Genomic DNA, 24,994 nt, shown 5'->3' on the forward strand with positions numbered 1-24,994 from the left:
ACATTCAGTCTGACACTGCGGCCGCCGATGAGGCGCCCGTGACTGCCGGCCCTCCGGACGGAAACAGGACCGGACGGGCAGGCTGGCTGTCAGCGCGGCTCGCCGGACTGGCACAGAAATTTCGCGGCATTATTCCCCATCCGTCGGATACGCCGTCCGATCTGCTCGATGCGTCGGATCGTCGCCTCATCTCGCCGATGATGCGCCGCATTCTGCTTGTGAACATGCTGCCGCTCGTCGTGTTCGGCCTGACGCTGCTGTTCCTCAATCAGTTTCGCAACAGTCTGCTGAACGCCGAGGTCGATGCGCTGCGTGAACAGGCCCGTATCTATGCGGGCGCGCTCGGGCAGAGCGCGGTCTCGATCAGTCCGGCGGCGCGGACCCGGCACGGAGAATCCTTTCCGGGCGGCTCCTACGTTCTGGAAGCCGTGCTGACACGCCCGCTGCTCCTGCGTCTTACCGAACCGAGCCCGAGCGCCGATGCCCGCGTATATGCGCCGGACGGCCAGCTCATCGCCGACAGTCATCAGGAGAAACTGGCGCATCGCCCGGCGGGCAGCCCGCCGCTGCCTCCCGATCAGCAGGAGCCGCCCGCCGGTGATGGCACCGGGGATGGCGCCAGGCCGGCTGCCGGCCCGAACCGCAACAGCGTTCTGCATCGTCTGCTCGACTCACTGGTCGGCGGCGCCGATGACGGGCCGATGACGGACGGGGGAAATGGTTTTCACCATGGCGGCAGCGAAACCGGACGGGATGACACGGAAACGCCGCCCTATATCCGCCGGACCCGCGACCATACGCTTGTCATCACGGTCGCCGAACCGGTCATTCATGACGGGCAGACTGTCGGCGTGATCCAGCTCACGCGCACCGGCGAGGTCGTCGATACCTCCCTCTTCAAGATCCGGTCGTCCATCCTGTCGCTGTTTCTGCTGGCCATGGCGATCATGGTTCTGCTCTCCTGGTATCTGTCGCTGACCATCGCCCGCCCGCTTCTGCGTCTTGCCAGTTCCGCGCATGTCATGCGGGAGAGTTCCGGCCGCACCGGCACCGTGCCCAGCGTTCTGCTCGGACGGCGCGACGAGATCGGCGATGTTGCGCGTGCCCTGCAGGACAGCGCTCAGGCTCTGTGGACCAGAATGGATGCGATCGAACGTTTCGCCGCGGATGTTTCACACGAAATCAAGAATCCGCTGACCTCCATCCGCTCGGCGATCGAGACCTCCCTGCGCATCGACGATGTGGAGCGCCAGCGCCGGCTGCTGACGATCATCGCAGACGACGTGCGCCGGCTGGACCGGCTGATTACCGATATTTCCGACGCCAGCCGTCTGGATGCGGAACTTTCCCGCGCCCAGGCGACCCCGGTGGCCATTGCGCCGCTGCTGTCACTGCTGGCCGAGATTCATCAGTCCACCCGCAAACCGGAACAGCCCCATGTCACGCTCTCTGTCACCGGCGACGAAGCCGGCCATCCGCTGCGCGTTCTCGCGGTGGAGGACAGGCTGGTGCAGGTGCTGCGGAACCTGATCGGAAACGCCATTTCGTTCTCGCCGCCGGATGGTTACATCCTGCTGGAGGCTCATCCGGCGGGACAGATGGTCGAGATCGCGGTGTCTGACGAGGGGCCGGGCATTCCCCAGTCGAAGATCGACTCGATCTTCGACCGTTTCTATTCCGAACGACCGAAATCCGAGAATTTCGGCCAGCATTCGGGCCTTGGCCTGTCGATCAGCCGCCAGATCATTCAGGCGCTGCGCGGAACCATTCACGCTGAAAACCGGGTGGACGGTCAGGGGCATGTGCTTGGGGCACGGTTCGTGATCCGGCTTCCGCGCGCGGCGTGACGGCCCGGAGCCGGTTCTCTGTCGTTTGCCAATGCCGGCGGCGCGGTGGCTTTTCGGGGCTTTGCCCCGAACCCCACAAAGGGACGCAGCCCCTTTGATCCCGGTTTGTTAAGAACAAAAAAACCCCGGACTGTCGGACAGTCCGGGGCTGAATCTTCTGAATGGACAAAAGAGTTTATCGCGGGGAGAGCACCATCACCATCTGACGGTTTTCCAGCCGCGGCATCTGCTCGACCTTTGCCTGTTCGTCCATCTCAGTGCGGATGCGCTCCAGAACCTTCACACCCAGATCCTGATGGGCCATCTCACGACCGCGGAAACGGAGTGTCACCTTGACCTTGTCGCCTTCGCCGATGAACGACTTCATGGCGCGCATCTTCACCTGGTAGTCATTTTCGTCGATGTTCGGACGAACCTTGACTTCCTTGATTTCGATGACCTTCTGCTTCTTCCGGGCCTCGTTCCGCTTTTTCTGCTGCTCGTACTTGTACTTGCCGTAATCAAGGATTTTGCAGACAGGAGGCTCAGCGTTCGGGCTGATTTCCAGCAGGTCGAGACCGACACCGTAAGCGCGGGCCAGCGCTTCACGTGTCGGCATGACGCCCTGCATCTCGCCATCCTGATCGATCAGACGGACCTGGGGTATACGGATCTCCTCGTTGACGCGGGGTCCCTCCCGGCCTGGGGGAGAGGGAATGGGTGGTCTGGCTATGGTCAGCTCCTGTCGACGTGACAAAGAAAGGCGCGCAGGCCATACGACCCGGCGCGCGAAAGGTTGCACGACAGTATGTGCGTAAACGATCGCACAAGATCAAGCATTCCCGTTATGCTCCGATCGCGATCAGCTATGCGAAAACTGCCCGGCAGGCAGAAAATGGTAACAGATCCGTGCGCCGAACGTCGCTTTTCGCTGGCCTTTTCACTGATCATCGCCATCATTATTCTGGCCGTCATCAGCCGGACGGACGCCGATCGGCACCTGCAGCACGATAGTCGCCGTCTTCCGGCGCACCGTCAGCGGCAGCACGGTTCCCGGTTTCGCCGCCGCGACGGCCCGGATCAGGGTGCGCGCGTTCTCCACCCGCTCGCTCCCGACTGTCGTGACGAAGTCTCCCTTCCGGACGCCGCCCTTCTGCGCAGGGCCGCCCTTATCGAGATCAACCACTCTTGAACCGTCCTGGCCGTCTTCGTCCTCAAGCGTGACACCCAGCCAGCCCCGGTCGATATGTCCCTGGGTGCGAAGGGCCTCGACCACAGGAATCACAATTTCCGACGGAATGGAGAACCCGATCCCCACCGATCCGCCCGTGGGCGAGACGATGGCCGTGTTGATGGCGATGACCTCGCCGCTCATGCTGAATGTCGGACCGCCCGAATTGCCCGGATTGATCGGGGCGTCGAGCTGCAGGAAATCGTCGAACGGGCTGGCGCCGATATCGCGTCCGCGCGCGGAGACGATGCCGGCCGTGACCGACGAGCCCAGGCCGAACGGATTACCCGCCGCCATGATCCAGTCCCCCACCTGAACACGGCGGCTGTCGCCCCAGCGTACGAATGGCAGCGGTGTCAGACTTTCCACCTTGATCACCGCGATATCGGTGAGATCGTCGCTGCCCAGCACCCTGGCCGGAAGTTCGTGCCCGTTCGCAAGCGAGACAGTGATGTTGTTGGCGTCACCGACCACATGATTATTCGTCACGATGACGCCGGAGGGATCGATGATGAACCCCGACCCCGCGCCGAGCAGCTCTTCTCCATGCCGGCGCAGGCGTTCCCGGAATTTGCGTTCGAGCGGCGTGCCTTTGACATCCGGCAGGACATGCAGGTGACGGTTCGAGGACGGGTCCATGTCGCGGGTGACGGCGATGTTCACCACGGCCGGCACCACTTTCCGGACCAGCGGCGCGAAGGTGACGGGCAGCCCGGCGACAAGAGGCAGGCCACCGGACGCCGCGTCTGCGGGACCGGCATCCGTGCCCCCTGCGGCGACTTCAGCGTGGGCCGGCATTATGAGAAGACCCGCTGCGGAACCATAGCCGGACAGCGGCGGGGACAGCAGAGCCGTGGCCAGGATCAGTGCCCGGACGCAACGGGGACGACACTGTGACATCAGCGCGCAATCCGATGCCGGAGGCGGGAAACATTCAGGGGCATTGGCGGACAGCGGCTCTCATTACGGCTTTATTGTCTGGTCATAACGTCATGGGAGCGCAATGTCCCGTATTCGGCAGAAAGATATTTTCTGCGCGCCGTGCCCGTGACCGGCGCCCTGCGTCGCCTGCCCTTTGGTTCGCGCCCTGTGCCGTGGACCTCACAGCCATTACCGCTTTGCCCGACTGCGCGAACCGCCGCCGTTCTCTCCGCGTGGTGGTGGCGGTTCGGCGATCGCGGGGTTTTCCGGCCAGTCATGCCGCAGATAACGCCCGCGCATGTCGCGCCGCATATCGGGCCAGCCGCCGGTCCAGAACGCGGCCAGATCCGCCGTCAGCGCCTGCGGCCGTCCCGCCGGAGAGAGAAGCGCCAGACGCAGCGGCACGCGCCCTCCGGCGAGGCGGGGCGTCTCGGTTGTGCCATAGAAAACCTGCGCGCGGGCGGCGGCCACCGGGACAGGCTCGGTGTAATCGACCCTGATCCGTCCGCCTTTCAGCTTCAGCTCCGTGGGCAGCTCCCGATCCAGCATGACCAGATCCGCATGGGAAAAGCGCGCCCGCAGGATTGCCTGGAGATCCAGCTCCTTCAGAGCGGCGAGCGTGGTGAGGCCGGCCAGCCAGGGCGACAGCCACGTCTCCGCCGAGGCGGCCAGCGCTTCATCAGACAGATCAGGCAGATCGTCGCGTCCCAGAGCCTGTCGCACGAGGGCCACACGGGCCTGGAACTGCCGGGCGGCGTCCGTCCAGGTCAGGGCCGTCTGAAGCGCGGCGGCGGCCTGCGCCAGGAGAAGCCCCGCCGCGTCCTCGTTTTTCACGGTTTCAGTGCGGTCGCGCAGCACCAGCGCTCCGATCCGCAGGCGACGCCGGGCCATGACCGCTCCGCTCACCGGGTCCAGGGCGGTTTCGACCTGTTCCGTCGCACGGGCCAGCAATGCGTCCGGCAGGGTGTCCGGGTTCAGCGGCGCGGCAAGCCTGATTTCCGCGCTCTTGCGAAGGAAAAGCGAAGCGACGGCAAGCAGGCGCTGATCCGCGAGACGATCCGCCCGCCCGATCCGGGCGCTGCCGCCGCCCGAAAGCCGGAAGCTGCCCGCCTCACCGCGCCCCTGGGCGATGCGGTCAGGGAATCCTGCCGCGATCAGCGCCGCCACGTCTCCGGATGCGGCCAGCCCCTGAGGAAGACGCAGGCGTCTCCGGAACTGCGCTGACGCCTGACGGATACGGGCCAGAGCGCCGCGATCGGCGTCCGCGTGATCTCCGCCTGCGATCAGATCGAGCCTGAGACTGATATCGGCGGGCGGAACCGGCGGCGGACCGCCCCGCGCGCCGCCCATGCGGGGACGCAGCGGATCGCGTTCTTCCAGCAGCGCGGCCAGATCGGCCGCGAGAGCGGCTTCACGTTCATTCCGGGCGGCCAGAAGCATGGCGGCCAGGCGGGGATGGGTGCCCAGCGCGGCCATTCGCCGGCCTGCTTCGGTCGGTCTGCCGTCCGCGCTCAGAGCGCCGAGCAGAGTCAGAAGATCCCGCGCAGCGGCAAGTCCGCCCGCGGGCGGTGCGTCCGCGAAACGCAACGCTGTTTCCTCACCGCCCATGGCGTCGCGCCAGAGGCTGGTGGACAGGACGAAACCGGAGAGGTCGGCATCGAAGATTTCCGGGCGGTCATGCGGCGCGAGACCGCGTCCCGTCGCTTCCGTCCACAGGCGGATACCCAGACCCGGCGCCTCGCGGCCCGCGCGGCCGGAACGCTGTGTGGCGGCGGCTCGGGAGATCCGCATCGTTTCAAGCCGCGCCAGACCGGCGCCGGGATCGAAACGGGGCGCACGCCGGAAACCGCCGTCAATAACGGTCCGGACACCCGGAACGGTGAGCGAGGTTTCGGCAATCGAAGTGGAGAGAATGACACGTCGACGTCCGCCCGCTTCAGGCGTCAGCACACGGGCCTGTTCGCCGGGCGGCAGTTCTCCGTGCAGGGGCAGGACGAGAGCAGGCACGCCGTCCAGAAGCTGAGCCGTGCGACGAATTTCGCCCGTGCCCGGCAGAAAGACGAGAATGTCGCCTTCAGTCTCCGCCAGCGCGTCCCTGATCGCCAGCGAGGCGGCCTGCGGAAGATCGCGCGCCGAGGTCAGATCGCGTTTTGCATGCCGCACCGTGACCGGGAACTGCCGTCCCGGACTCTCCACGACGGGAGCCTGCATGAGATCGCACAACGTTTTCGTGTCGGCTGTGGCGGACATGGCCAGCAGGCGCAGATCGGGACGCAGTGCCTGCTGCAGGTCGAGCGAGAAGGCGAGGGCGAGATCGGCATCCAGCGACCGCTCATGGATTTCATCGAAGATGACACAGGCGACGTCGTCCAGCATCGGGTCCGACAGGAGACGGCGCAGAAACAGGCCTTCGGTGACGACTTCGATCCGGGTCGCCTGTGAAACGGCGGATTCCAGGCGGGTCCGGAAACCGACGGTCTGGCCAGTGGGCTCACCGAGCAGACTGGCCATGCGCTGCGCCGCGGCCCGTGCCGCGAGGCGGCGGGGCTCCAGCATGATGATCCGGCCCGTCTCTCCCCGCCAGCCGGACTGGAGCAGCATGAGAGGCACCAGTGTTGTCTTGCCGGCACCGGGAGGGGCGACGAGGACCGCGTTCGGCGTCTGATCCAGCGTGGCGGCGAGGGCCGGGAGACAGTCGCGCACCGGCAGATCGTCGCCCAACGCTGACAGAGAGGGGGCTGACAGAAGGGTTGCCAGCGCGGCGGCGGGGTCGGGAAAGGAACTGCTGGTCATGAACGGGGTTATGACGAGGTCGGTATCCTGCGGCAATCGTGGCGCCTTATGAGCGGGCTTTTCAGGGCTTTGCCCCGAACCCCACAAAGGGACCAGGTCCCTTTGATCCCGGTTTATTAACCCAGGCGGGGTGAAGGGGTCTGTGACCCCTTCCGGGTGCAGGACAGAGCCCTGCTCTGTCTCCTGTTTGCAAAAGACATAACGCCGGATTTTTCACGGGATCGCGGCCCTGTTTCTCCGGCAGGCCGCCGACGATATAGAAGAGCCGCTCTTTTTCTTCACAGGACCGCCGCCTTGCGCCAGATCGCCGCTTCCTTCCGTCTTCTTTTCGCGCTCGGTGTGCTGCTCCTCGTCGTCTCCGGCACGGGCCGGGCCGCGGAGAGTGATCCGGTCACCTCCGTTCGTGATACGGCCACGCTTGTCAGCGACAGCGACACCATCGGGCCGGGAAAGCCGGTCCGGTTCGGGTTGCTGCTGCGTCTCAGGCCGACATGGCACACATACTGGCGCAATCCGGGCGATGCCGGCGAGGCGCCGACCCTGGCCGTTACACTGACCGGAGCCGCGACAGGAAAGGCTGACGCGATCGACTGGCCGGCACCGAAGCGTCTGCCGGACGGGCCACTGATGTCCTACGGCTATACGGGCGACGTGCTGCTTCCGGTCAGCGTGACCCCGGCTGCGGGTGCGGATCAGGACGGAAAGCCGGGCGATGTCGCGGTCACGGCACATGCTGAGTGGCTCGTCTGTGCGGCTGTCTGCGTTCCTGAGGAAGGCGACTTCCGTCTCACGCTTCCGGCCGGCGCGCCCGCACCGTCTTCGCAGGCGCCGCTTTTTGCTCAGGCCGCCGCGGCTCGTCCGATTCCCTCTCCTTTTACCGCCACGATTTCTCCGGACGGGATGCTCAGTCTGTCAGGAGCCGGACTTTCTCCACAGACCATAAGCGACGCCTGGTTTATCCCGGATACCCCCGGCGTGATCAGCCAGATCGCTCCGCAGCCGCTGAAAGTGGCTGACGGGCATCTGACTCTCGGGCTGAAACCGCAGGATGGCTTTCATGCCGGCGCGGCGCTCGGAGGGATCGTTGTCCTGCGTGATGCCGCAGGCCAGGAGAGCGCCCTGTCGGTCGCGGCAAAGCCGGGAGGCGCGTCCGGCGCCATTCCTGCCGCCGGGGCCGCCCCGGTGGCAGGAGGCATGGTTTCCGCTGGCTGGCCCCGGCTTGCCGTGCTGGCTTTTCTGGGCGGGATGATTCTCAATCTGATGCCCTGCGTTTTCCCCGTGCTGGCTATGAAAGCGCTCGCGGTCATGCGGCTGGGCTCCGAAGAGGCCCGCGTGAAGAGCGCTCTGGCCTATATGGCGGGCGTGCTCGCGACCTTCGCGGCGCTGGGTGCCGCCACACTTGCGGTCCGCAATGCGGGGCTTTCCGCCGGATGGGGATTCCAGTTCCAGTCCGAGGGATTTGTCGCCGCCATTTGCTGGCTGCTGTTCGCGGTCTCGTTCGGGATGCTCGGCATTTTCGAGCTGCCGGTCATCGGTGCGGGTCAGTCACTAATCTCCCGCAGTCACGGCCTGATATCGGATTTCCTGACCGGCCTGCTCGCGGTTCTGGTGGCCACACCCTGCACAGCGCCCTTCATGGGCGCGGCCATCGCGGGGGCTCTCGCCGCGCCGCCGGTTTTCGCTCTGAGTATTTTCCTGAGCATGGGGCTGGGTCTTGCGAGCCCGTATCTGCTGCTGGCTGTCATTCCCGGTTTCGGGCGTCTGCTGCCGAAGCCCGGCGCATGGATGGATCTGTTTCGTCAGACTCTGGCCTTTCCGATTCTCGCGACCTGTGTCTGGCTGGGCTGGGTGCTCTCAAGACAGGGCGGGGGTGATGCCACGCTTATTCTGGGAACTGGTCTTCTGGCGCTCGGCTTCAGTGGCTGGCTTGCGGTAACGGCACGCGCCCGGAACACGGAGAGGGCAGCGAGACTGCTTCGTGTGGCTGCTCTTCTGGCTGCACTGGCACCGCTGGCCCTGCTGCCGCTTCTGCCGGCGTCCGGACCGCCTTCAGACGGCGCGCGGGCTTCCGCTTCCGATACGGAGGTGTTTTCGGAGCAGCGACTGGCTTCGCTGCGTGCCGCAGGCCAGCCGGTATTCATCGACATGACGGCGGCCTGGTGCATCACCTGTCTGGTCAATGAGCGGGTTACACTCGGCAGCACCCGCGTGCGTGACGTATTTACCCGGCATAAGGTCGCTTATCTCAAAGGCGACTGGACCAGCCGGGACAGCACGATCACGGCTTTTCTGAGGGCGCATGGCCGCGACGGTGTGCCGCTCTATGTGTATTACCCGCCGCATGGCGAGGGACAGGTCCTGCCGCAGATTCTGACACCGGACCTGGTTGCCGGCGCGGTGGGAGGCTGAACAGCGCTCTTACCCGGACCTGGAAGCATACCGCGTACGACGTCCCTTTTGTTCGTTTTGTTTAAGAGACTGTTTCAAAAGCTTCACCGGGATAAAGCCTTTCATAACATACGAATAATATTATGTTTTTTTTCCGTTTATCCGCTCATCTCAGCCAGCCTTAAAAAAGCGCGCCACGACAACCCTTTGATAAAAAACAATAAAAGTTTTTGGGTGCCGTCTTTTTCCCAAAAAGGCGGCGTCTTCTGAAGCTTTTAAAAAGCTTCACCAAAAATTTCTTTGCGATTTAAAGAAGATTTCACAAGAAGGCTTTTGAAACAGCCTCTAACAAACCGGGATCAAAGGGACCGCGTCCCTTTGCGGGGTTCGGGGCGGACCCCTGAAAAGCCACAGCGCCGTAAATGCCTTTAAACCGTGGATTTCTTCGGATCTGCACGAAGCTTCGTCATGAACTCCCGCAACCCGCCCTCAATGGCCACCTGAAAAAGGGACAGCGTTTCCTCGCCCACGTAATGTTCCACGCCTTCGGCGTCGATCAGAGCGTTCTCGTGGCTGACGCCGAGCGCCAGCAGGAACGCTTCGACGACCCGATGCCGCCTGCGGGCCTCATCCGCGACCTTCCGGCCCGCAACTGTCAGAAATACGCCGCGCCAGGGTTTCCGGGTGACCAGGCCGTCCGCGGTTAGACGGCCGAGCATTTTTGCGACTGTCGGCTGCGACACACCCAGCCGGCCGGCAATATCGACCTGCCGCGCCTCGCTGCCCTCGGCCAGCAGATCCGAGATCAGTTCGAGATAATCCTCGACCAGCACGTTCTGGCGGGCCACGCGCGCGGCCCGGAATCCCTCAGACTGGGTCTGCGCATCAGGCATCACGCCTGCGATCCGGACGCTTTTCTTTCCTGACACGTCGTTTTCCCGCTCAGACAATATTCGTCCCCGAATAAAGTATGCGGCGCGCTGAATCCAGTGCTCCGGAAAACGACAGATCCAGCCACATCGCCACGGGCAGGGCCGCCGGCACAGCCATGAACGGACTCCGAACGGGAATTACGGGGCGACCCGGAATCAGCAGTATGGCCGCCGGTCAGGTTCTGGCTCGCGGGCAGTCCGTATGGTCGGGAGCCGCATTTGCTGCACAACTGATACTGGCTGGCGATTTTCGGGATTTGTCAGCACTCTTCAGGCGTGCCGCAAACGTTACAGACAGATCAAGGAACGGCGGCGGATATGGCCACTGGGTCTGCCGTATGACCAGATTTTTCAGTCCGGTCCGGAATGAACCCGTAAGCCACAAAGACGGGACCTGGAAAACCGGGAGCCGGTGCTTCACAGCATCCGGGTGAATTTCAGTACGAACCAGGTTCCCAGCATGATGAGAAAGCAGATAATACCGGCATCGACAGTGCCCCACGATCCGCTGGTCAGAAACATGCCTCCGGTATTCATGCCAAAGAACCCTGTAACGAAGGTTGCGGGCAGCATGAGAGTGGTACCGGCGGAGACGATATAGAGACGGCGGTTGGTTTCTTCGGCCTGGTTCGACGTCAGTTCGTCCTGAAGGGACCGGGCCCGGTCCTGGAGAGCAAGAAGATCGTCCAGCGCGCCGTGAATCTGGCGCTGGGAGCGATCCCGGAGATCGTCCTCCGCCCATTCCGGCAGTTCCAGTTCCTCGTCATGGAAAATGCGGTTCACGGGGGCGATGACGCGACGCAGTTCGGTGGAGCGACGCCGCACCTGCCCCAGCATGCCACCCATGCGACCGAGATCCGTATCACGATCGAGGAGGAGAAGGACGTCTTCAGCCCGGTCGAGATGGTCATCGAGACGGGAGAGATCGCGACGTGCGGTGTCGGCGAATTCGAGCAGGGCGCGATCGACGAGACAGGCGGGATTTTCCGGTACTTTCTGACGCTGCAGCTCACGGTAAACGACGCCCAGCGCCGGGATCGGATGCCGGCGGGTGGTGATCAGCAGGTCAGGCAGGAGAGCAAAGCGCCAGATACAAACGTCGCGATCGTCCTCCGAGGCGGCGTCGTCGAAAGCGGGCAGTGCGCCATAAACGAGATCGTCCTCGGATTCGAGCCGGGCGCCGCGATCGGTGCTGGTGAGCGCCTGTTTTACATCTTCGGGCAGGCAGGGAATGGCCTCGACCTGCGCGCGGGAAACGGTATGAACGATGTCGAAATGAAGCCAGATCCAGCCGGGACGGTCCGGCGGGATGCCTGCGAGACGATCTGCAACCTCTTCCGGTGTCAGCTTCTCCGGCTTCTCGCCCGGATTGCACAGAATGGCCCAGACCAGGCCATCCGCCAGGGCGGCGCCGGCATCCGTCGCGGCGAGCGGGAGAGTCTGAACATCGTGCACCGGATCCCTCCTCAATATCTCCGCTGGACGGGAAAACCGACCCGTCATACGGAGATGAAGGTATCGGCGGGGTCTGATAACGGACGATGCGACTCTCCGGCAAAGAGACGGCGAGACACCAAGGCGTTATCGAGCCGAGATGTCGCACAGGCTTCCGGGGCTGACAATGTGCTGTGACGCAATTGCCTGATTTATAACGTCAGAAAATGCGGGTTCCGGCTATGCGCTCCCGGAACCGCCAGGTGACCCTGAACACGCAGGAATATCTCCGCACAGGAAAGTGAGACCGGTTTCGGGTGAAGCCGCTGCGAGGGACAATATCGCCTGCGGCGTGGCCAGTCACAGAACCGTTTCCGGGAGGCCGCGGGCGGGATCGTTCCGGATGAATATCCCGGCGCAGACGGCCGCAAAGGGGAGATGACTGTCAGCTCAGAGGCTGTTTCAAAAGCCTGCTCACGGAATCTCTGTTCAATTATAAAGAAGTTTCTGGTGAAGCTTTTTTCAGAAAGCTTCAGAAGGTACCGCCTTTTTGAAAAAAGGCGGTACCCAAAAACTTTTGTTGTTTTTTATCAAAGGCTTATTGCTTAGCAGCCTCTGATGCTGGCTGAAGCGAACAGATGGCCGGGATTCAAAAAACCATAACATCATCAGTTTGTTATGAACGGTTTTGTCCCTTTTAAGCTTTTGAAACAGTCCCTTACTCTCCCCGGACACCGCATGAGGAAGAGTCTTCCGCCGGCGCGTGATTATCGATTTCTTCTCCGGGAAGAAGAAGCAACCCCATCGGGTGCTTTTTCGTTTCAGTAAGCATGCTCAGCAAAGGAACAGAAAAACCGGGAGATATGCTGTCTCCGCGCACTGTCTGAAGCAGGCCTGCAATCATGAGGAAAAGACAATGGATTTCGGACTGACGGATAAAGTTGCTGTCGTTACCGGCGCGAGTGCGGGGATCGGGCTGGCGGTTGCGAGAGGACTGGCGGCAGAAGGAGCGAATCTCGTGCTGGTCGCGCGGCAGGCGGAGCGGCTGAATGAAGCGGCTCAGGCACTTTCGTCGGAATTCGGGGTCCGGGCAGTCGGCGCAGCGGCGGATATCGCAACGCCCGGAGGAGTGGATGCGGTTCTCGAAATGACAACCGGGGAATTCGGCGGCGCGGATATTCTGATCAACAATGCGGGAACCGGATCGAACGAAACCATTATGGAAGCGGATGATTCCAGGTGGCAGTTTTACTGGGATCTGCATGTGATGGCAGCGGTGCGTCTCGCACGCGGGCTGGTCCCCGGCATGAAATCGCGGGGCGGCGGAGTGATCCTGCACAATGCGTCGATCTGTGCCGTGCAGCCGCTCTGGTACGAACCGATCTACAATGTCACCAAGGCCGCGCTGATGATGTTTTCCAAGACCCTGTCGACGGAAGTCATCAAAGACAACATCCGCGTCAATTGTGTCAATCCAGGACTGATTCTGACGCCGGACTGGGTAAAAACAGCGAAGCAGCTCACAGAGAAAACCGGTGGTGACTGGGAAGCCTATCTGCAAAGCGTCGCAGATGAGAACGCTCCGATCAGACGGTTCGGAACTCCGGAAGAGCTGGCGAATTTCTTTGTCTTTCTGTGCTCGGATAAGGCAAGTTACAGTGTTGGATCGTCCTATTTCGTTGATGGCGGGATGCTGAAGACTCTGTGATGTACCGACGATGATCCCATGTCTCTGCAAATCTGCGTGGAGCGATTTTCAGGGCTTTGCCCCGTGCCCCTCAAAGGGACGCGGTCCCTTTGATCGCGGCTTGTCAGAGACTGTTTCAAACGCCATTCAGAAACAAAACTTCCATACCATATTGGTGGCGTAATATTTTTTTGTTCCGGCACTCTGTTTACCCTGGTCGGAATCAAAAATGCACCCCATGATAAATGCCTGAAATAGCAAAAGTTTTTGGGTGCCGCCTTTTTTCAAAAAGGCGGCATCTTCCGAAATTCTCTGAAAAAGCTTCACCAGAAACTTCTTCATAATTTACAGGAGATTCACCGGGAAAACTTTGAAACTGGCTCCTAAAATAATCAGGAGGCAGGGCAGAGTCCCGGACCGGACATGAACCAGTCCCGTCTTTACCCGTTCATATCAGAATACATAATCCTGTAACTCAGGGAATCTGAAGAAGGTTGAGATGATGACCGATAAAACAGCACCATTTTCAGGACGGGTTGCGATCGTTACCGGAGGCGGCGGAAATATCGGTCTTGCAACGGCGCTGCGCCTCGCGGCCGATGGCGCGGCGATCGCCCTCGTGGATATGGATGCGGATAAACTCGCCAGCGCCAGGAAAGAAATTACCGACAAAGGTGGAAGAGCCGGAACCTACTGTCTTGATATTACCGATGCGGACGATGTCGGAAAGACCGTGGATCAGATCGTATCGGATTTTGGAGGCGTTGATTTCCTGTTCAACAATGCCGGTTATCAGGGCGCTTTCACCCCCGTACCGAATTACCCCGAAGATGATTTTCAGAAAGTCATGATGATCAATGTCTGCGGCGCGTTCTCTGTGCTGCAGGCGGTGGCGCGCCATATGGTAAAGCGCGGGTTCGGGCGGATCGTGAATACGGCGAGCATGGCCGGCGTGGAAGGCCCGCCGAACATGGCGGCTTACGGTACCTCGAAATTCGCTGTTGTCGGGATGACCCAGGTGGCGGCGAAGGATCTCGCCCCGCATAACATACGGGTCAACGCGATCAGCCCCGGCCTGATCGGACCGGGCTATATGTGGGATCGTCAGGTTGAATTGCAGGCGAAAGCAGGCAGTCAGTATTTTTCAGACGATCCGGAGAAAGTCGCCAAAGAGATGATCGCCGGCGTACCCATGCGCCGTTACGGGTCTCTGGAGGAAATTGCAGGTGTGGTCGCGTTTCTGCTGGGGGAGGATTCGAACTATATGACCGGAGTGAATCTGCCGATTTCGGGCGGAATCATCTGACCCTCTGTAGAGTTCTGCCCGGATCTCCACGGAGACCGCAGACCTCCGGCCATCATTATCATCTGTCCGCCTCAGCCAGACTCAAAAAACAGTAAAAGTTTCCGGGTGCCGCCTTTTTACAAAAAGGCGGCGTCTTCTGAAACTTTTTGAAAAAAGCTTCACCAAAAACTTCTGATAATTTACAGGAGGTTGCTCGTGAACAGGCTTTAAAACAGCCTCTGAGCAATCCCTGCGCCGGCCCCGGACGGAAGGCGGCAACCTCAGCCCGGAACGTTATCGAGAAAATCCACGGTTGGAACAAAGAAAAGACAACCGCTGACCGCCTTGCTGAAATCCAGCAGGCGGTCATAGTTTCCCGCAGGTTTACCGACAAACATATTCTGCAGCATCTCTTCCATCGTCGAGACGGAACACGCATAGCCGATGAAATATGTGCCGAATTCGCCCTTGCCGATCTCACCAAACGGCATATTGTCGCGCACGATGTCGATCTGCCTGCCATCACGCATGACGACGTTCAGTGCATTATGCGCATAATCAGGCTTCGTGGCGTCATCGAGTTCGACATTGGAAAGTTTTTTGCGGCCGATGATCTTTTCCTGCGTTTCGACCGGAAGTTTATTCCACGCATCAACATTATGAAGATATTTCTGCGTGACGACATAGCTGCCACCCGTAAAGTCCGGATCTTCATCGCCGATGAAAGCAGCCTCGGCGGCGGCCTGGTTCTCCGGATTTTCAGTCCCGTCAACGAAACCGATCAGATCGCGATCGTCGAAATATTTGAAGCCATGGACTTCATCGATGACGGCCGTGAACGGACGCAGACGCTGCATGATAAGGGCGGCCATCTCAAAACACATATCCATGCGGATGGCACGGATGTGGAAAAGGATGTCACCAGGCGTGGACACGGCGTGATGGACGCCGCTGATTTCTCTGAACGGATGCAGCTCTTTCGGGCGCGGCCTAGGAAACAGCCGGTCCCAGGCAGCGGAGCCAAAACCCATGACGCAGGAGAGCTGGCCATTCAGATCGCGGAATCCCACCGTGCGCCGCAGCCCCGAAAGATCGGCACAGAGCGATCTAATCGGAGCCGGCATGAAGTATCCAGTGTTTGCTGAACAGAAAGATGAAGCGAAACTGGCCTGCCGGCGCTGAAATTACAAGCTGATGACCGGAACAGGATTTGTTTTCGTCTTCCCGTCCGGTCTCATATTATGAAATATCCGGACTGAATTAAGAACTGTCCGGACTGTCTTCAGAAAAGTATTCCGGAAGCAGTCATGTGATCTGCAACCCGGGTTCTCAGAAGGCCGCCTTTACGCCCGGTCATGACCACTGTGATGGCACGATGCCGCGCGGAATGCCGGCCCCCTCTTTACCGGACAGGCCCCGCCACGGCTCCGGCGACGACGGCGGTGATGATTCCGGTCGCAACCGCGGTCAGCAGAAACTGGTTGCCGGCTCTTACCCAACGGTAACCGTACGGAGGGGCATACAGACCAGGATACCCCCGCCAGTTATCGACCCAGGGATCTCCGCCCCAGTAGCGCAGGCCCGGCCGCCAGACAGGCGGGGGTGGCCGTCTCCAGCGTCCCGGCGGTCCCCACCGGTATGAGGGACCCCAGCGACCGGGCCCCCTGTGTGGCGGACCACCATGCCAGCCTCCCGGGCCGTGACGCCAGGGACCAGGCTGCGCGGCTGCACAGACGGGTGCTGCTCCCAGCAGCGTCGCCATGATCAGAGCGATCGTCTTTGTTCGCATGGCGCTTTTTCTTCCTTTCTGACAACTCCGGACGAGACCCCGCATCGGGACGGGTCTTCAGTTCTGCCAGAACGAAAAGAGAGCAGACAGGTTTGTTTCGCGGCCCGGATGTCACGGCCTTCGCGAGGCCCGGAGTGGGCTGGTTCCCGGCGAACCGTTCGGGCTTCATAAGATCTGATCTGACAGACGTTCCGGTCCGTCTTCAGGGATCTGCCGGTTCTGCCCTGAGATTGACAGGCGCTCCGCCGCAGGACCGGCGCATCATGAGCGGACGCGAAACCGGCCGGTCACAGGAGACCGGTTGCCGGGCGGTTCATTGCGTCGTTACACTCCATGCATACAAAGTGAAGTGAGAAACGATGCGTATCTCGTCAGGGTCCGGACGGCGCCATGTTCGTGCGGGACGTATCGGCATTATTGCAGCGGCGCTCGTGACCGGTGCCGGCCTGGCCGGTGCCGGATATGGTGCGTGGGTCCTTTACGCGAGCCGGCCGGTGCTCTCAGGCAACGTGGTTCTTGCGGGACTTTCCGCCCCGGTCAGCATCGTGCGCGACGCGGCCGGAGTCCCGGCCATCACGGCGCGAAACAGATATGATCTCGCACGGTCTCTTGGTTTTCTCCATGGCCAGGAACGGTTTTTCGAAATGGATCTGATGCGCCGGTCTGGCGCGGGCGAGTTGTCGGAGCTTGTGGGTAAGGCGGCCCTGCCCCTTGATCTCAGGCATCGTCTGCATCGGTTTCGTCTTCACGCCGGCCGGGTCCTGGCGCGTCAGGACCCGGAAACGCGGGCTGTGCTGGACGCCTATACGGCAGGTGTGAATGCGGGGCTGAGCGCACTGCACCACGCCCCGTTCGAATATGCGATCCTGCGGGCAACCCCGCGTCCATGGACGGATATTGATTCTCTTCTTGTCGTTTACGCAATGTATTTCGATCTGCAGAGCGATGACGGAGCCGCGCAGAAATTACGGGCGGCGCTCACGGACCGGCTCGGGCCGGCAATGACGGCGTTTCTGGACCCGGAGCAGACACCGCTCGACGCGCCGGCTGACGGATCCGCATCGGAGGCGCCGGTCATGCCGGTTTCGCTGCCACCGCATGAAGGAAGCCGTATGCCGGCGGATGTCCGGGCACCGGAAGCTGAGCGGGGATCGAATAATTTCGCGGTCGCCGGGAAGCTGACAGCCACAGGATCGGCCATGGTGGCGAATGACATGCATCTGAGCCTGAGCGTTCCCAATATCTGGTATCGGGCGCGTCAGATTGTCAGATCGTCGGAAACCGCGGCTCCCGCACTCGATCTGACCGGCGTGACCCTGCCGGGTGAGCCCGTACAGATCGTCGGCAGCAACACCCGCGTCGCATGGGCTTTTACCGACGGATATATCGAAAGCGGCGATCTGATCCGCCTCGATCAGCTTCCGGCAGCCGCACCGGGGGCGCCGTGGCGTTACCAGACGCCGGACGGCCCGCGCGATATTGAGGTCGTTACGGAACAGCACTGCCCTGCACGGGATGTCTGCGCGCCGCAGCGGATCGAACAGACGATCTGGGGACCGGTGACGGGACACGATGCGTCCGGAGCGCCGCTTGTGTGGCGCTGGAGCGCGGAGGATGACAACGCGGTCGATATGCGCGGCATGCTGGCGCTCGAAGCGGCGAAAGATGTGCGGGCGGCTCTCGATGCAGCGCATGTCGCGGCCCTGCCGCACGAAAACATGCTGGCCGGAGACAGCGCCGGTCATATTGGCTGGACGATTATTGGACCCGTTCCGCGTCGGGTCGGGCTGGATGACCGGATGCCGCATTCCTGGGCCGACGGGCAGCATGGCTGGAACGGCTGGCTCGCACCCGGTGACGTTCCGGAAATTATCGATCCGCCATCAGGTCGCCTGTGGACGGCGAACGGGCGTGTCGTCGGCGGAGAGGACTTAACAGCGCTGGGTGACGGGGGATACGCCGACGGGATGCGGGCCGGACAGATCCGGGACGATCTATTTGCCCGGACACTGTTCAGCGAGCAGGATTTCCTGGCCATTCAGCTCGACGATCATGCGGTCGCTTTACGAGGCTGGCAGGCGCTGCTTCTGAAAGCTCTCGATGGAAAAATGGTATTTTCAGCCTGGACTCCTATTGTCGCACAGTGGGGAGAACGGGCGGTGCCTGAATCGGTCGGGTACCGGCTGGTGCATGATTACCGCCTGCGGGCGATCGAAACTGTTTTCGGTGCATGGGCGTCCGGCCTGAAGCTGCCGGACTCTCATGGGCTGCACGCTCCGCCACGCAGCACCTGGGCCGTTGAAACGCTGCTTGAAAAACGTCCGCCAGGGCTTGTTCCGCCATCCTTCGCAGACTGGGATGCGACTGATGCGGAGATTTTAAAAAAGGTCGCCGACGACGTGACCGCTGCGGGCGGCCTGACGCGCTTTACCTGGGGCGCCGTCAACCATGTCGGGATTCATCATCCGCTGGCGCGGGCGGTGCCGTTGCTGGGATATCTGACAGACCCGGCGGATGAGGCGGAAGCGGGAGATACCGTCGTGCCCCGGGTTCAGGTCTCCGGATTTGGCGCATCCGAACGGCTGGTGGTCAGTCCGGGGCATGAGGAAACCGGATTGTTCGAAATGCCGATGGGGCAGGCGGCTAACCCGGTTCTGCCATATTACGGACATGGGCATGGTGCCTGGGTTCATGGGAAACCGCAATCGCTCCTCCCGGGAGCGGCTGCGTTCCGGTTGCAGCTGCTGCCTGAATGAACCCGTCCCGAAAGCCAGGCCTCACGAAAATGCGGGCAGAGTCACGCGGGCGCGGAGACCGCCCGTGGGACGGTTCTCCAGGGCAACCGTGCCGCCAGTCCGCTCGACTTCGCGTTTGACGATGGCGAGACCGAGCCCCAGGCCGCCGGTCTTGCGGGAACGGGATGTTTCGACGCGGTGGAAAGCCGTCGTTACCCGGCCGAGTTCGATATCGGGGATTCCGGGTCCCTCGTCTTCGACGTCGACAATGATCTCCCCGTCCTGCCTGCTCAGGCGGATTGTGGCGGAACCGGCGTAATTCAGTGCATTCTCCACGAGATTTGTGAAAACGCGCTTCATGGCGAGAGGTGGCAGACGGGCGGGACAGCGGCCGGGACCTTCATAGGTGACAGCCGCGCCACGATCGAAAGCGTCGTCCACGATGGTTGTGAGGATCGCGACGAGATCGACGGACCGGGAAACCTCGCGCTTTTTCTCGCCGGAGAGATAGGCCAGCACGCCGGTGACCATGGCTTCCATTTCGTCGATATCGGCTTCGATCGCCTCCTGCGATTCCGTATCCGTGAGAAACCCGGCGCGAAGACGGAGGCGGGCGAGCGGGGTGCGGAGATCGTGCGAGACAGCCGCCAGAGCTTCGGTCCGGTCTTCAATGAGACTGGTGATGCGTTTCTGCATCTCGTTGATGGCGCGGGCGAGACGCCGGACCTCGCGGGGACCTTTTTCTTCCAGCGGCTCCCATGCGCCCGAACCGACAGTGTCGGCAACGGTCGCGAGGGCGCGCAGCGGCATGCTGAGAGCGTGAACAAGCATGCCGGCGGCAAGCAGCACGGAGAGCGTGACGATCGTCGCTGTGGCGAGTCCACGGGTGACGAGATGGCTGCGGAGAATGTCCGGAGCGGTGAAGCGTATCTGACTGTGATCGGCGAGCAGGACGGTGCCGGTGACATCGGTCCATTTGCCGGGGCCGCCGGGATGCAGCCGGAGCTGCGCGTGGGCGAGGATTGGGTTGGCCGTGACCAGCTGATTGTGAAGCTGAGTCATGCGAAGCGGCTCCTTCTCGTTGTCGGGCGGAGCGCCGGACGGGAGCCAGATCATGCGCAGATCGTTGGTGGAAAGCATGGTCGTCAGCATGGGCCGCGCGCCGGGGGCAGCGCCATCGAGGACACGGACATCAGTGGCCAGACGCTCGCCGATCAGATCGAGGCGGTCTCCGTCCTCGATATAGGCTTCGGCATGTTCATAAAGTGTCCAGCTGACGATGAACACGAGACCGATTGACGCCAGAAGGACGAGCATGACACGTCCGACAAGGCCGCGCGGCCAGAGGCGGATGCGACGCTCGCGCTCCGTGCGTTCAACGGGTGCTGACAAGGATTCCGCCCTCCGGGGATCACAGAAAGGCGGGATTTTCGCCGCTCCCGGCGGTGATGACGAGCCCCTGCGCGTGATTCGTTTCACGAAATCAGGAGCAAAAGCCTCAGACCCGTTCGATGGGGGCTGTGAAAATATAGCCCTGTCCCCGGACGGTGCGGATCAGGTTATCCGCATCGGAGCCGAGCTTGCGGCGCAGACGGCTGACCAGAACGTCGATGGAACGGTCGGAAACGTCACACAGGCGGGTGCGGGACAGCTCGAGAAGACGGTCGCGACCGATGACACGCTGGGGGTTGTCCAGGAAGCTGACGAGAAGGTCATGCTCGGCCCCCGAAATTTCCACGGCGGCGCCGGTCGGGTCGTAAAGTTCGCGGCGGCGGAGATCAAGCGACCAGCCGGCGAAATTGACGACCTCGCGGCGTGGCCGGTCGGTCGCCGGAGCGCCCCCCAGCTGACCACGCCGGAGAACGGCGCGAACGCGGGCGAGCAGTTCTTTCTGGCCAAACGGTTTGGCGACGTAATCATCCGCGCCAAGTTCCAGACCCAGAACGCGATCGAGCTCCTCGCCCCGGGCCGAGACCATGATGATGGGGACACGCTTGAACGCATCATCCTCCACGTTGCCTTTGATGCCCCCCTGACGAAGAGCGCGACACAGATCGAGGCCGTTCATGCCCGGCATCATCACGTCCAGGATGATCAGATCGGCGGCTTCCGTTTCCAGCGCCTCCCACATCGAACGGGCGTCCGGCACGGCGCGGATACGGTATCCGTCAGACTGCAGAGTCCGGCTGAGGAGCGTACGCATCCCCGGATCGTCCTCGACGATGAGAACTCTGACGGGAAGATCCTGCTGGGCGAGGGCGGATGAAGCTGTGTCGGTCATATTTTTCTTATCGTCTGATCCTGAGAGTGCGATGACAACGTCTTTTTTGCGACAAATGTTGCACAGGATCGGCGTGCAGGCCGAAACCCGGCAAAAGCCGCGACTCTCCCGCATGGCCGCCTGCTGAACAGGTCGGACGGAAGACCTCCGCCGGCCCCTGCCAGCGCCCGGCTCTCTGCCGGTTCGGGAAACTGTAACCTGCTTTTGAGCGACCCGTCGAGCGGAGTCGTTCTCAGGCCTGCGCCGTCATGACCGGAGCGCGGCAGATCAGGCCGCCACCCAGGACACGGCTGCCGTCATAAAGCACGCATGCCTGGCCGGGCGCAGGCATGGCCGGCTCGTCGAAAGTCACTTCAGCGCCCGTTCCGACACGCCTTACGGTCGCGGAGCGGGGTTTCTCACGGGCACGAAGCTGCACCATGCAGCGAACAGCCTCTCCGTTCGCCTCGCCGGGAAGCGGAATGAGCCAGTTCATGTCCCGCAGCTGGCAGGAGAGCACCGCGGCACTCTCCCGCGGACCGACGATGACGCGCTTCCGCGCGGGGTCGATCCCGACCACCATCTGCCGCTCGCCCTGCTGCCGGGCGGCGTCGCCAAGACGTTTGCTCTGACCGACGGTAAAGCGTGTCACGCCGTCATGGCGACCGACGACAGTCCCGGAGCGATCGACGATCTCGCCTTCGCCGCGCATATCCGGCCGCAGCGTTTCAACCAGATCGGCGTACGATCCTTTCGGAATAAAACACAGATCCTGACTGTCAGGCTTATCGGCAACGGCAAGACCAAAGCGTTCGGCCTCGCCACGGACGGCGCGTTTGTCCGGCATGTCCCCGAGCGGGAAGCGAAGAAAATCAAGCTGCGCCTGTGTCGTGGCGAAGAGGAACCAGCTCTGGTCGCGGTCGGCATCCAGAGGACGATGCAGCTCGGCGCCGTCCGGGCCTTCGATACGGCGGACATAATGCCCGGTCGCCATTGCTTCCGCGCCGATATCGCGCGCCAGACCGAGAAGGTCGGTGAATTTCACGCCCTGATTGCAGGCGACACACGGAACCGGCGTTTCGCCGCTGGCGTAGGAATCCGCGAATTTCCCGATCACGCTGTCGCGGAAACGCTGTTCGGCATCGATGACGTAATGCGGAATCCCGAGACGCCCCGCGACCTCGCGGGCGTCCTGAATGTCACGGCCGGCGCAGCAGGCACCCTTTCTGGCTTCGCCCCTTGTATCGTAAAGCTGAAGCGTCGCACCGATGACCTCATGTCCCTCCGCGACAAGGCGGGCGGCGACAACGGAACTGTCGACACCCCCGGACATGGCAACAAGAATGCGGGTCATGGCCGGAGCGCCCCTGCGCGCATGATCGGGGCTTTCACCGAACCCACGACAGACCGCAGGCTTCTGTACTCCGATCCGCCCGGAACAGAATGGTCTGCAAAGACTCGCGGCCTCTGCCGGATTTCAGGCCAGAGCGCCGGAGTCTTCACACATGCGACAAAAACCCGGCGCCCCGAAGCCTGCGGCCTTCGGCGGATCAGAGGCAGAGCTCTCAGGGCGTCGGTATCTGTCAGCATGGTTTTTTCAGGTCAGCTCTTGCGCGGAAGGCGAACGGTCAGGCCATCCAGAGCGTCTGTCATGACAATCTGGCAGCCGAGCCGGGAGGTTTTTTCAAGTCCGAAGGCGAGGTCGAGCATGTCTTCCTCATCTTCCGTCGGTTCCGCGAGTTTCGGAGCCCAGGAAGGATCGACAATCACATGGCAGGTGGCGCAGGCCAGCGAACCTTCACATGCGCCTTCGAGGTCAACGCCATGTTTGTGGGCGATCTCGAGCACGGAGAGGCCGACGGGCGCATCGACCCTGCGTTCAGTTCCATCGGGCTCGACGAAAATCATGTGCGGCATTCAGCTTTCCCGTTCCGGCTATCGTGGAGGCATGGCGGCTTCACACCCGTTCAGGGTCCATGCTCCGGCTGTTATTGTCCTGCGAGCATCGTCACCGGCTCAGATCAATCTGCCGGATGAAACCATCCGGTCAGGGTCTGTTCCAGGCGGGTCCTGCTCCCTCACCTGCTGCGCGGCACGGGCGATCAGGCCAGCCGCGCGCGCGATAGTGGCGGGCGTCGTAAAACGTCCGGGCGAGAGACGCAAGCTTTCTGCGGCTTCCACAGGCGAAAGCCCCATGGCGGTGAGCACATAGGACGGCGCGAGGTCGGCCGAGGAGCACGCCGAGCCGACCGAAAGAGCAAGCTCCGGAGTTCGTTCCATCAGGGCGAGGGCGGGCACTCCCGGAAGGCACAGACTGAGGATACCGGGCAGGCGCGGCGCTTCCTTTGCGTTGATGGAAAAAGCCACCTGCCTGGCAAGCAGTCCGCCGGACAGGGCTTCGGCCAGATAGGCGAGATGGCGGGCGTCCGCTTCGCCTTCGGCGGCGGCAATCCGGGCGGCACAGCCGAAGCCGGCGATGAGAGCGGCTGGCAGGGTGCCTGAGCGGAATCCGCGTTCCTGACCGCCACCGGAGAAAAGGGGCTCCAGCCGCACGCGGGGCCGACGGCGGACAAAGAGCGCGCCAATCCCTTTCGGGCCGTACAACTTGTGAGCGGACACGGAGGCCAGGTCCAGGTCGAGGGCACGAACATCGACGGCGGTTTTACCGGCGGCCTGAGCGAGGTCCGAATGGAACAGAGCCCCGGCGTCTTTCGCGATCCGGCCAAGGGCCGGGAGATCCTGGAGAACCCCGGTTTCGTTGTTGGCGGCCATAATACTGACAAGGGCGGTCGGAACGCTGACAGCTTCCCGAAGACGGGCAGGATCGAGGCGTCCGTTACTGTCGACAGGCAGAATGACGGGGTCGAAGCCTTCGCAGGCGAGATCGCGGACACTTTCGAGCACGCATTTATGCTCGGTTGCGACCGTAACGATGCGACGGCGCCCGTCACCATGACGGAGACGATGGCGGGCGGCGCCTTTGATGGCGAGATTGTTGGCTTCCGTGGCTCCGGACGTGAAGATGATCTCGCGCGGATCGGCGCCGATCAGATCCGCGACTTCAACCCGGGCAATTTCCACAGCCCGGGCAGCCCGCCCGCCGGGCGCGTGCGTGCTGCTGTGCGGGTTCGCAAACTCGTCCGCGAAAAGAGGCATCATACATGCCACGACGCGCGGGTCGCATGGCGTGGTGGCGGCGTTGTCGAGATAGAGTTCGTCCACCTTTCACCTTTCCTTCCGCTGGAGTGTGGTTTCGGGCGATTAAGGTAGGGTCTGCGCGACTGTTTGTCAGGGTTCAGTCGCAAAGGTGAGGGATAACGCCGCCTGACGGGCCTTCGCATCCCGGTCCGCCTGACGGGGCAGGCTGCTGTTCCTCAGAGACTGTTTCAAAAGTGATGCGCGGGCAAAAACTTCCATAACAAGTTGATGGTGTTATGTTTTCTGTTTCCAGGTCATCTGTCTGTCTCAGCCAGACTCAAAAAGCATCCACGCCAGGTCTCCGGATAAAAAGTAATAAAAGTTTTTGGGTGCCACCTTTTTTCAAAAAGGCGGCGTCTTCCGAAGCTTTTTGAAAAAAGCTTCACCAAAAACTTCTTTTATATTAAGGTCTGTGGGGATTCACCGTGAGTGGATGATGGCTGCAGCGAGACAGATCATGGCGCTGAAGCTTTTGTCCGTTTTGCCGGCACGCATAGCGATGCGTTTGAATTCCT

General features: G+C 62.0%; 19 protein-coding genes. 6 read left to right on the forward strand and 13 right to left on the reverse strand.

What is annotated here, in order from left to right; all coding sequences use genetic code 11:
• The first annotated feature begins 197 nt into the window (after positions 1–197).
• A complete protein-coding gene (locus GOB93_RS15455) occupies positions 198–1,847 on the forward strand; it encodes an ATP-binding protein (protein ID WP_242010835.1) in 1,650 nt (549 codons plus the stop codon).
• 175 nt (positions 1,848–2,022) lie between these two features.
• Here GOB93_RS15455 and infC read toward each other — a convergent pair whose 3' ends face one another.
• The 3 genes from infC to hrpB all read right to left on the reverse strand — a co-directional run bounded on the left by infC (position 2,023) and on the right by hrpB (position 6,771).
• On the reverse strand, positions 2,023–2,544 hold the full coding sequence (gene infC / locus GOB93_RS15460; protein WP_173584421.1) for a translation initiation factor IF-3: 522 nt from the start codon (positions 2,542–2,544) through the stop codon (positions 2,023–2,025).
• Between the two features lie 222 nt (positions 2,545–2,766).
• Positions 2,767–3,957, reverse strand: a complete 1,191-nt coding sequence (locus GOB93_RS15465; protein ID WP_242010829.1) for a S1C family serine protease — start codon at positions 3,955–3,957, stop codon at positions 2,767–2,769.
• Positions 3,958–4,167: 210 nt separating this feature from the next.
• A complete protein-coding gene (hrpB, locus tag GOB93_RS15470) occupies positions 4,168–6,771 on the reverse strand; it encodes an ATP-dependent helicase HrpB (protein ID WP_173584423.1) in 2,604 nt (867 codons plus the stop codon).
• A gap of 294 nt (positions 6,772–7,065) precedes the next feature.
• Between hrpB and GOB93_RS15475 the strand changes: the two genes are divergently transcribed.
• Positions 7,066–9,180: a protein-disulfide reductase DsbD family protein gene (locus tag GOB93_RS15475; protein WP_242010830.1), complete on the forward strand. Its 2,115-nt coding sequence runs from the start codon at positions 7,066–7,068 to the stop codon at positions 9,178–9,180.
• 407 nt (positions 9,181–9,587) lie between these two features.
• On the opposite strand, the gene mntR is transcribed toward GOB93_RS15475, so the two are convergent.
• Together mntR and GOB93_RS15485 are read right to left on the reverse strand one after the other, a co-directional pair.
• Positions 9,588–10,088, reverse strand: a complete 501-nt coding sequence (gene mntR / locus GOB93_RS15480) for a manganese-binding transcriptional regulator MntR (RefSeq protein ID WP_338422396.1) — start codon at positions 10,086–10,088, stop codon at positions 9,588–9,590.
• Positions 10,089–10,508: 420 nt separating this feature from the next.
• Positions 10,509–11,594 (reverse strand): CorA family divalent cation transporter, encoded by a 1,086-nt coding sequence (locus GOB93_RS15485; RefSeq protein ID WP_173584405.1) that lies wholly within the window; start codon positions 11,592–11,594, stop codon positions 10,509–10,511.
• Between the two features lie 847 nt (positions 11,595–12,441).
• On the opposite strand from GOB93_RS15485, the gene GOB93_RS15490 reads away from it, so the two are divergent.
• Complete coding sequence (locus GOB93_RS15490) at positions 12,442–13,233, forward strand: SDR family NAD(P)-dependent oxidoreductase (RefSeq protein ID WP_173584406.1); 792 nt, start codon at positions 12,442–12,444, stop codon at positions 13,231–13,233.
• Positions 13,234–13,359: 126 nt separating this feature from the next.
• On the opposite strand, the gene GOB93_RS15495 is transcribed toward GOB93_RS15490, so the two are convergent.
• A complete protein-coding gene (locus tag GOB93_RS15495; protein WP_173584407.1) occupies positions 13,360–13,539 on the reverse strand; it encodes a hypothetical protein in 180 nt (59 codons plus the stop codon).
• Between the two features lie 175 nt (positions 13,540–13,714).
• On the opposite strand from GOB93_RS15495, the gene GOB93_RS15500 reads away from it, so the two are divergent.
• Complete coding sequence (locus tag GOB93_RS15500) at positions 13,715–14,518, forward strand: SDR family NAD(P)-dependent oxidoreductase (RefSeq protein WP_173584426.1); 804 nt, start codon at positions 13,715–13,717, stop codon at positions 14,516–14,518.
• A 260-nt stretch (positions 14,519–14,778) separates the two neighbouring features.
• Here the strand turns inward: GOB93_RS15500 and GOB93_RS15505 are convergent, their stop codons facing one another.
• Together GOB93_RS15505 and GOB93_RS15510 are read right to left on the reverse strand one after the other, a co-directional pair.
• Positions 14,779–15,621, reverse strand: a complete 843-nt coding sequence (locus GOB93_RS15505; RefSeq protein WP_173584408.1) for a Dyp-type peroxidase — start codon at positions 15,619–15,621, stop codon at positions 14,779–14,781.
• A gap of 278 nt (positions 15,622–15,899) precedes the next feature.
• Complete coding sequence (locus tag GOB93_RS15510; protein WP_173584409.1) at positions 15,900–16,286, reverse strand: RcnB family protein; 387 nt, start codon at positions 16,284–16,286, stop codon at positions 15,900–15,902.
• A gap of 359 nt (positions 16,287–16,645) precedes the next feature.
• Here GOB93_RS15510 and GOB93_RS15515 point away from each other — a divergent pair, with 359 nt between their 5' ends.
• Positions 16,646–19,042, forward strand: a complete 2,397-nt coding sequence (locus GOB93_RS15515; RefSeq protein ID WP_173584410.1) for a penicillin acylase family protein — start codon at positions 16,646–16,648, stop codon at positions 19,040–19,042.
• 21 nt (positions 19,043–19,063) lie between these two features.
• On the opposite strand, the gene GOB93_RS15520 is transcribed toward GOB93_RS15515, so the two are convergent.
• From GOB93_RS15520 to GOB93_RS15540, 5 genes are all read right to left on the reverse strand, one after another.
• Entirely contained in the window at positions 19,064–20,338 is a 1,275-nt protein-coding gene (locus GOB93_RS15520; protein WP_173584427.1) for an ATP-binding protein, read from the reverse strand.
• A 181-nt stretch (positions 20,339–20,519) separates the two neighbouring features.
• Positions 20,520–21,302 (reverse strand): response regulator, encoded by a 783-nt coding sequence (locus GOB93_RS15525; RefSeq protein WP_173584411.1) that lies wholly within the window; start codon positions 21,300–21,302, stop codon positions 20,520–20,522.
• 232 nt (positions 21,303–21,534) lie between these two features.
• Positions 21,535–22,635, reverse strand: a complete 1,101-nt coding sequence (gene mnmA / locus GOB93_RS15530; RefSeq protein WP_173584412.1) for a tRNA 2-thiouridine(34) synthase MnmA — start codon at positions 22,633–22,635, stop codon at positions 21,535–21,537.
• Between the two features lie 248 nt (positions 22,636–22,883).
• Positions 22,884–23,198: a ferredoxin family 2Fe-2S iron-sulfur cluster binding protein gene (locus GOB93_RS15535; protein ID WP_173584413.1), complete on the reverse strand. Its 315-nt coding sequence runs from the start codon at positions 23,196–23,198 to the stop codon at positions 22,884–22,886.
• 99 nt (positions 23,199–23,297) lie between these two features.
• Positions 23,298–24,503: an aminotransferase class V-fold PLP-dependent enzyme gene (locus GOB93_RS15540; RefSeq protein WP_173584414.1), complete on the reverse strand. Its 1,206-nt coding sequence runs from the start codon at positions 24,501–24,503 to the stop codon at positions 23,298–23,300.
• A gap of 301 nt (positions 24,504–24,804) precedes the next feature.
• On the opposite strand from GOB93_RS15540, the gene GOB93_RS21260 reads away from it, so the two are divergent.
• Positions 24,805–24,994, forward strand: a 190-nt coding sequence (locus tag GOB93_RS21260; RefSeq protein WP_206752617.1) for a hypothetical protein, incomplete at its 3' end; no start/stop codon positions are given.

Origin of the sequence: Acetobacter musti (assembly GCF_011516835.1) — a bacterium.
Classification (GTDB): domain Bacteria; phylum Pseudomonadota; class Alphaproteobacteria; order Acetobacterales; family Acetobacteraceae; genus Acetobacter; species Acetobacter musti.

Excerpts from the sequence above, each read along its gene's own strand:
- GOB93_RS15455 (WP_242010835.1), top strand. The coding sequence starts at position 198 with ATGATGCGCCGCATTCTGCTTGTGAACATGCTGCCGCTCGTCGTGTTC.
- GOB93_RS15465 (WP_242010829.1), bottom strand. The coding sequence starts at position 3,957 with ATGTCACAGTGTCGTCCCCGTTGCGTCCGGGCACTGATCCTGGCCACG.
- hrpB (WP_173584423.1), bottom strand. The coding sequence starts at position 6,771 with ATGACCAGCAGTTCCTTTCCCGACCCCGCCGCCGCGCTGGCAACCCTT.
- GOB93_RS15485 (WP_173584405.1), bottom strand. The coding sequence starts at position 11,594 with ATGACGGGTCGGTTTTCCCGTCCAGCGGAGATATTGAGGAGGGATCCG.
- GOB93_RS15490 (WP_173584406.1), top strand. The coding sequence starts at position 12,442 with ATGGATTTCGGACTGACGGATAAAGTTGCTGTCGTTACCGGCGCGAGT.
- GOB93_RS15500 (WP_173584426.1), top strand. The coding sequence starts at position 13,715 with ATGACCGATAAAACAGCACCATTTTCAGGACGGGTTGCGATCGTTACC.
- GOB93_RS15505 (WP_173584408.1), bottom strand. The coding sequence starts at position 15,621 with ATGCCGGCTCCGATTAGATCGCTCTGTGCCGATCTTTCGGGGCTGCGG.
- GOB93_RS15510 (WP_173584409.1), bottom strand. The coding sequence starts at position 16,286 with ATGCGAACAAAGACGATCGCTCTGATCATGGCGACGCTGCTGGGAGCA.
- GOB93_RS15515 (WP_173584410.1), top strand. The coding sequence starts at position 16,646 with ATGCGTATCTCGTCAGGGTCCGGACGGCGCCATGTTCGTGCGGGACGT.
- GOB93_RS15520 (WP_173584427.1), bottom strand. The coding sequence starts at position 20,338 with ATGCTCGTCCTTCTGGCGTCAATCGGTCTCGTGTTCATCGTCAGCTGG.
- GOB93_RS15525 (WP_173584411.1), bottom strand. The coding sequence starts at position 21,302 with ATGACCGACACAGCTTCATCCGCCCTCGCCCAGCAGGATCTTCCCGTC.
- mnmA (WP_173584412.1), bottom strand. The coding sequence starts at position 22,635 with ATGACCCGCATTCTTGTTGCCATGTCCGGGGGTGTCGACAGTTCCGTT.
- GOB93_RS15535 (WP_173584413.1), bottom strand. The coding sequence starts at position 23,198 with ATGCCGCACATGATTTTCGTCGAGCCCGATGGAACTGAACGCAGGGTC.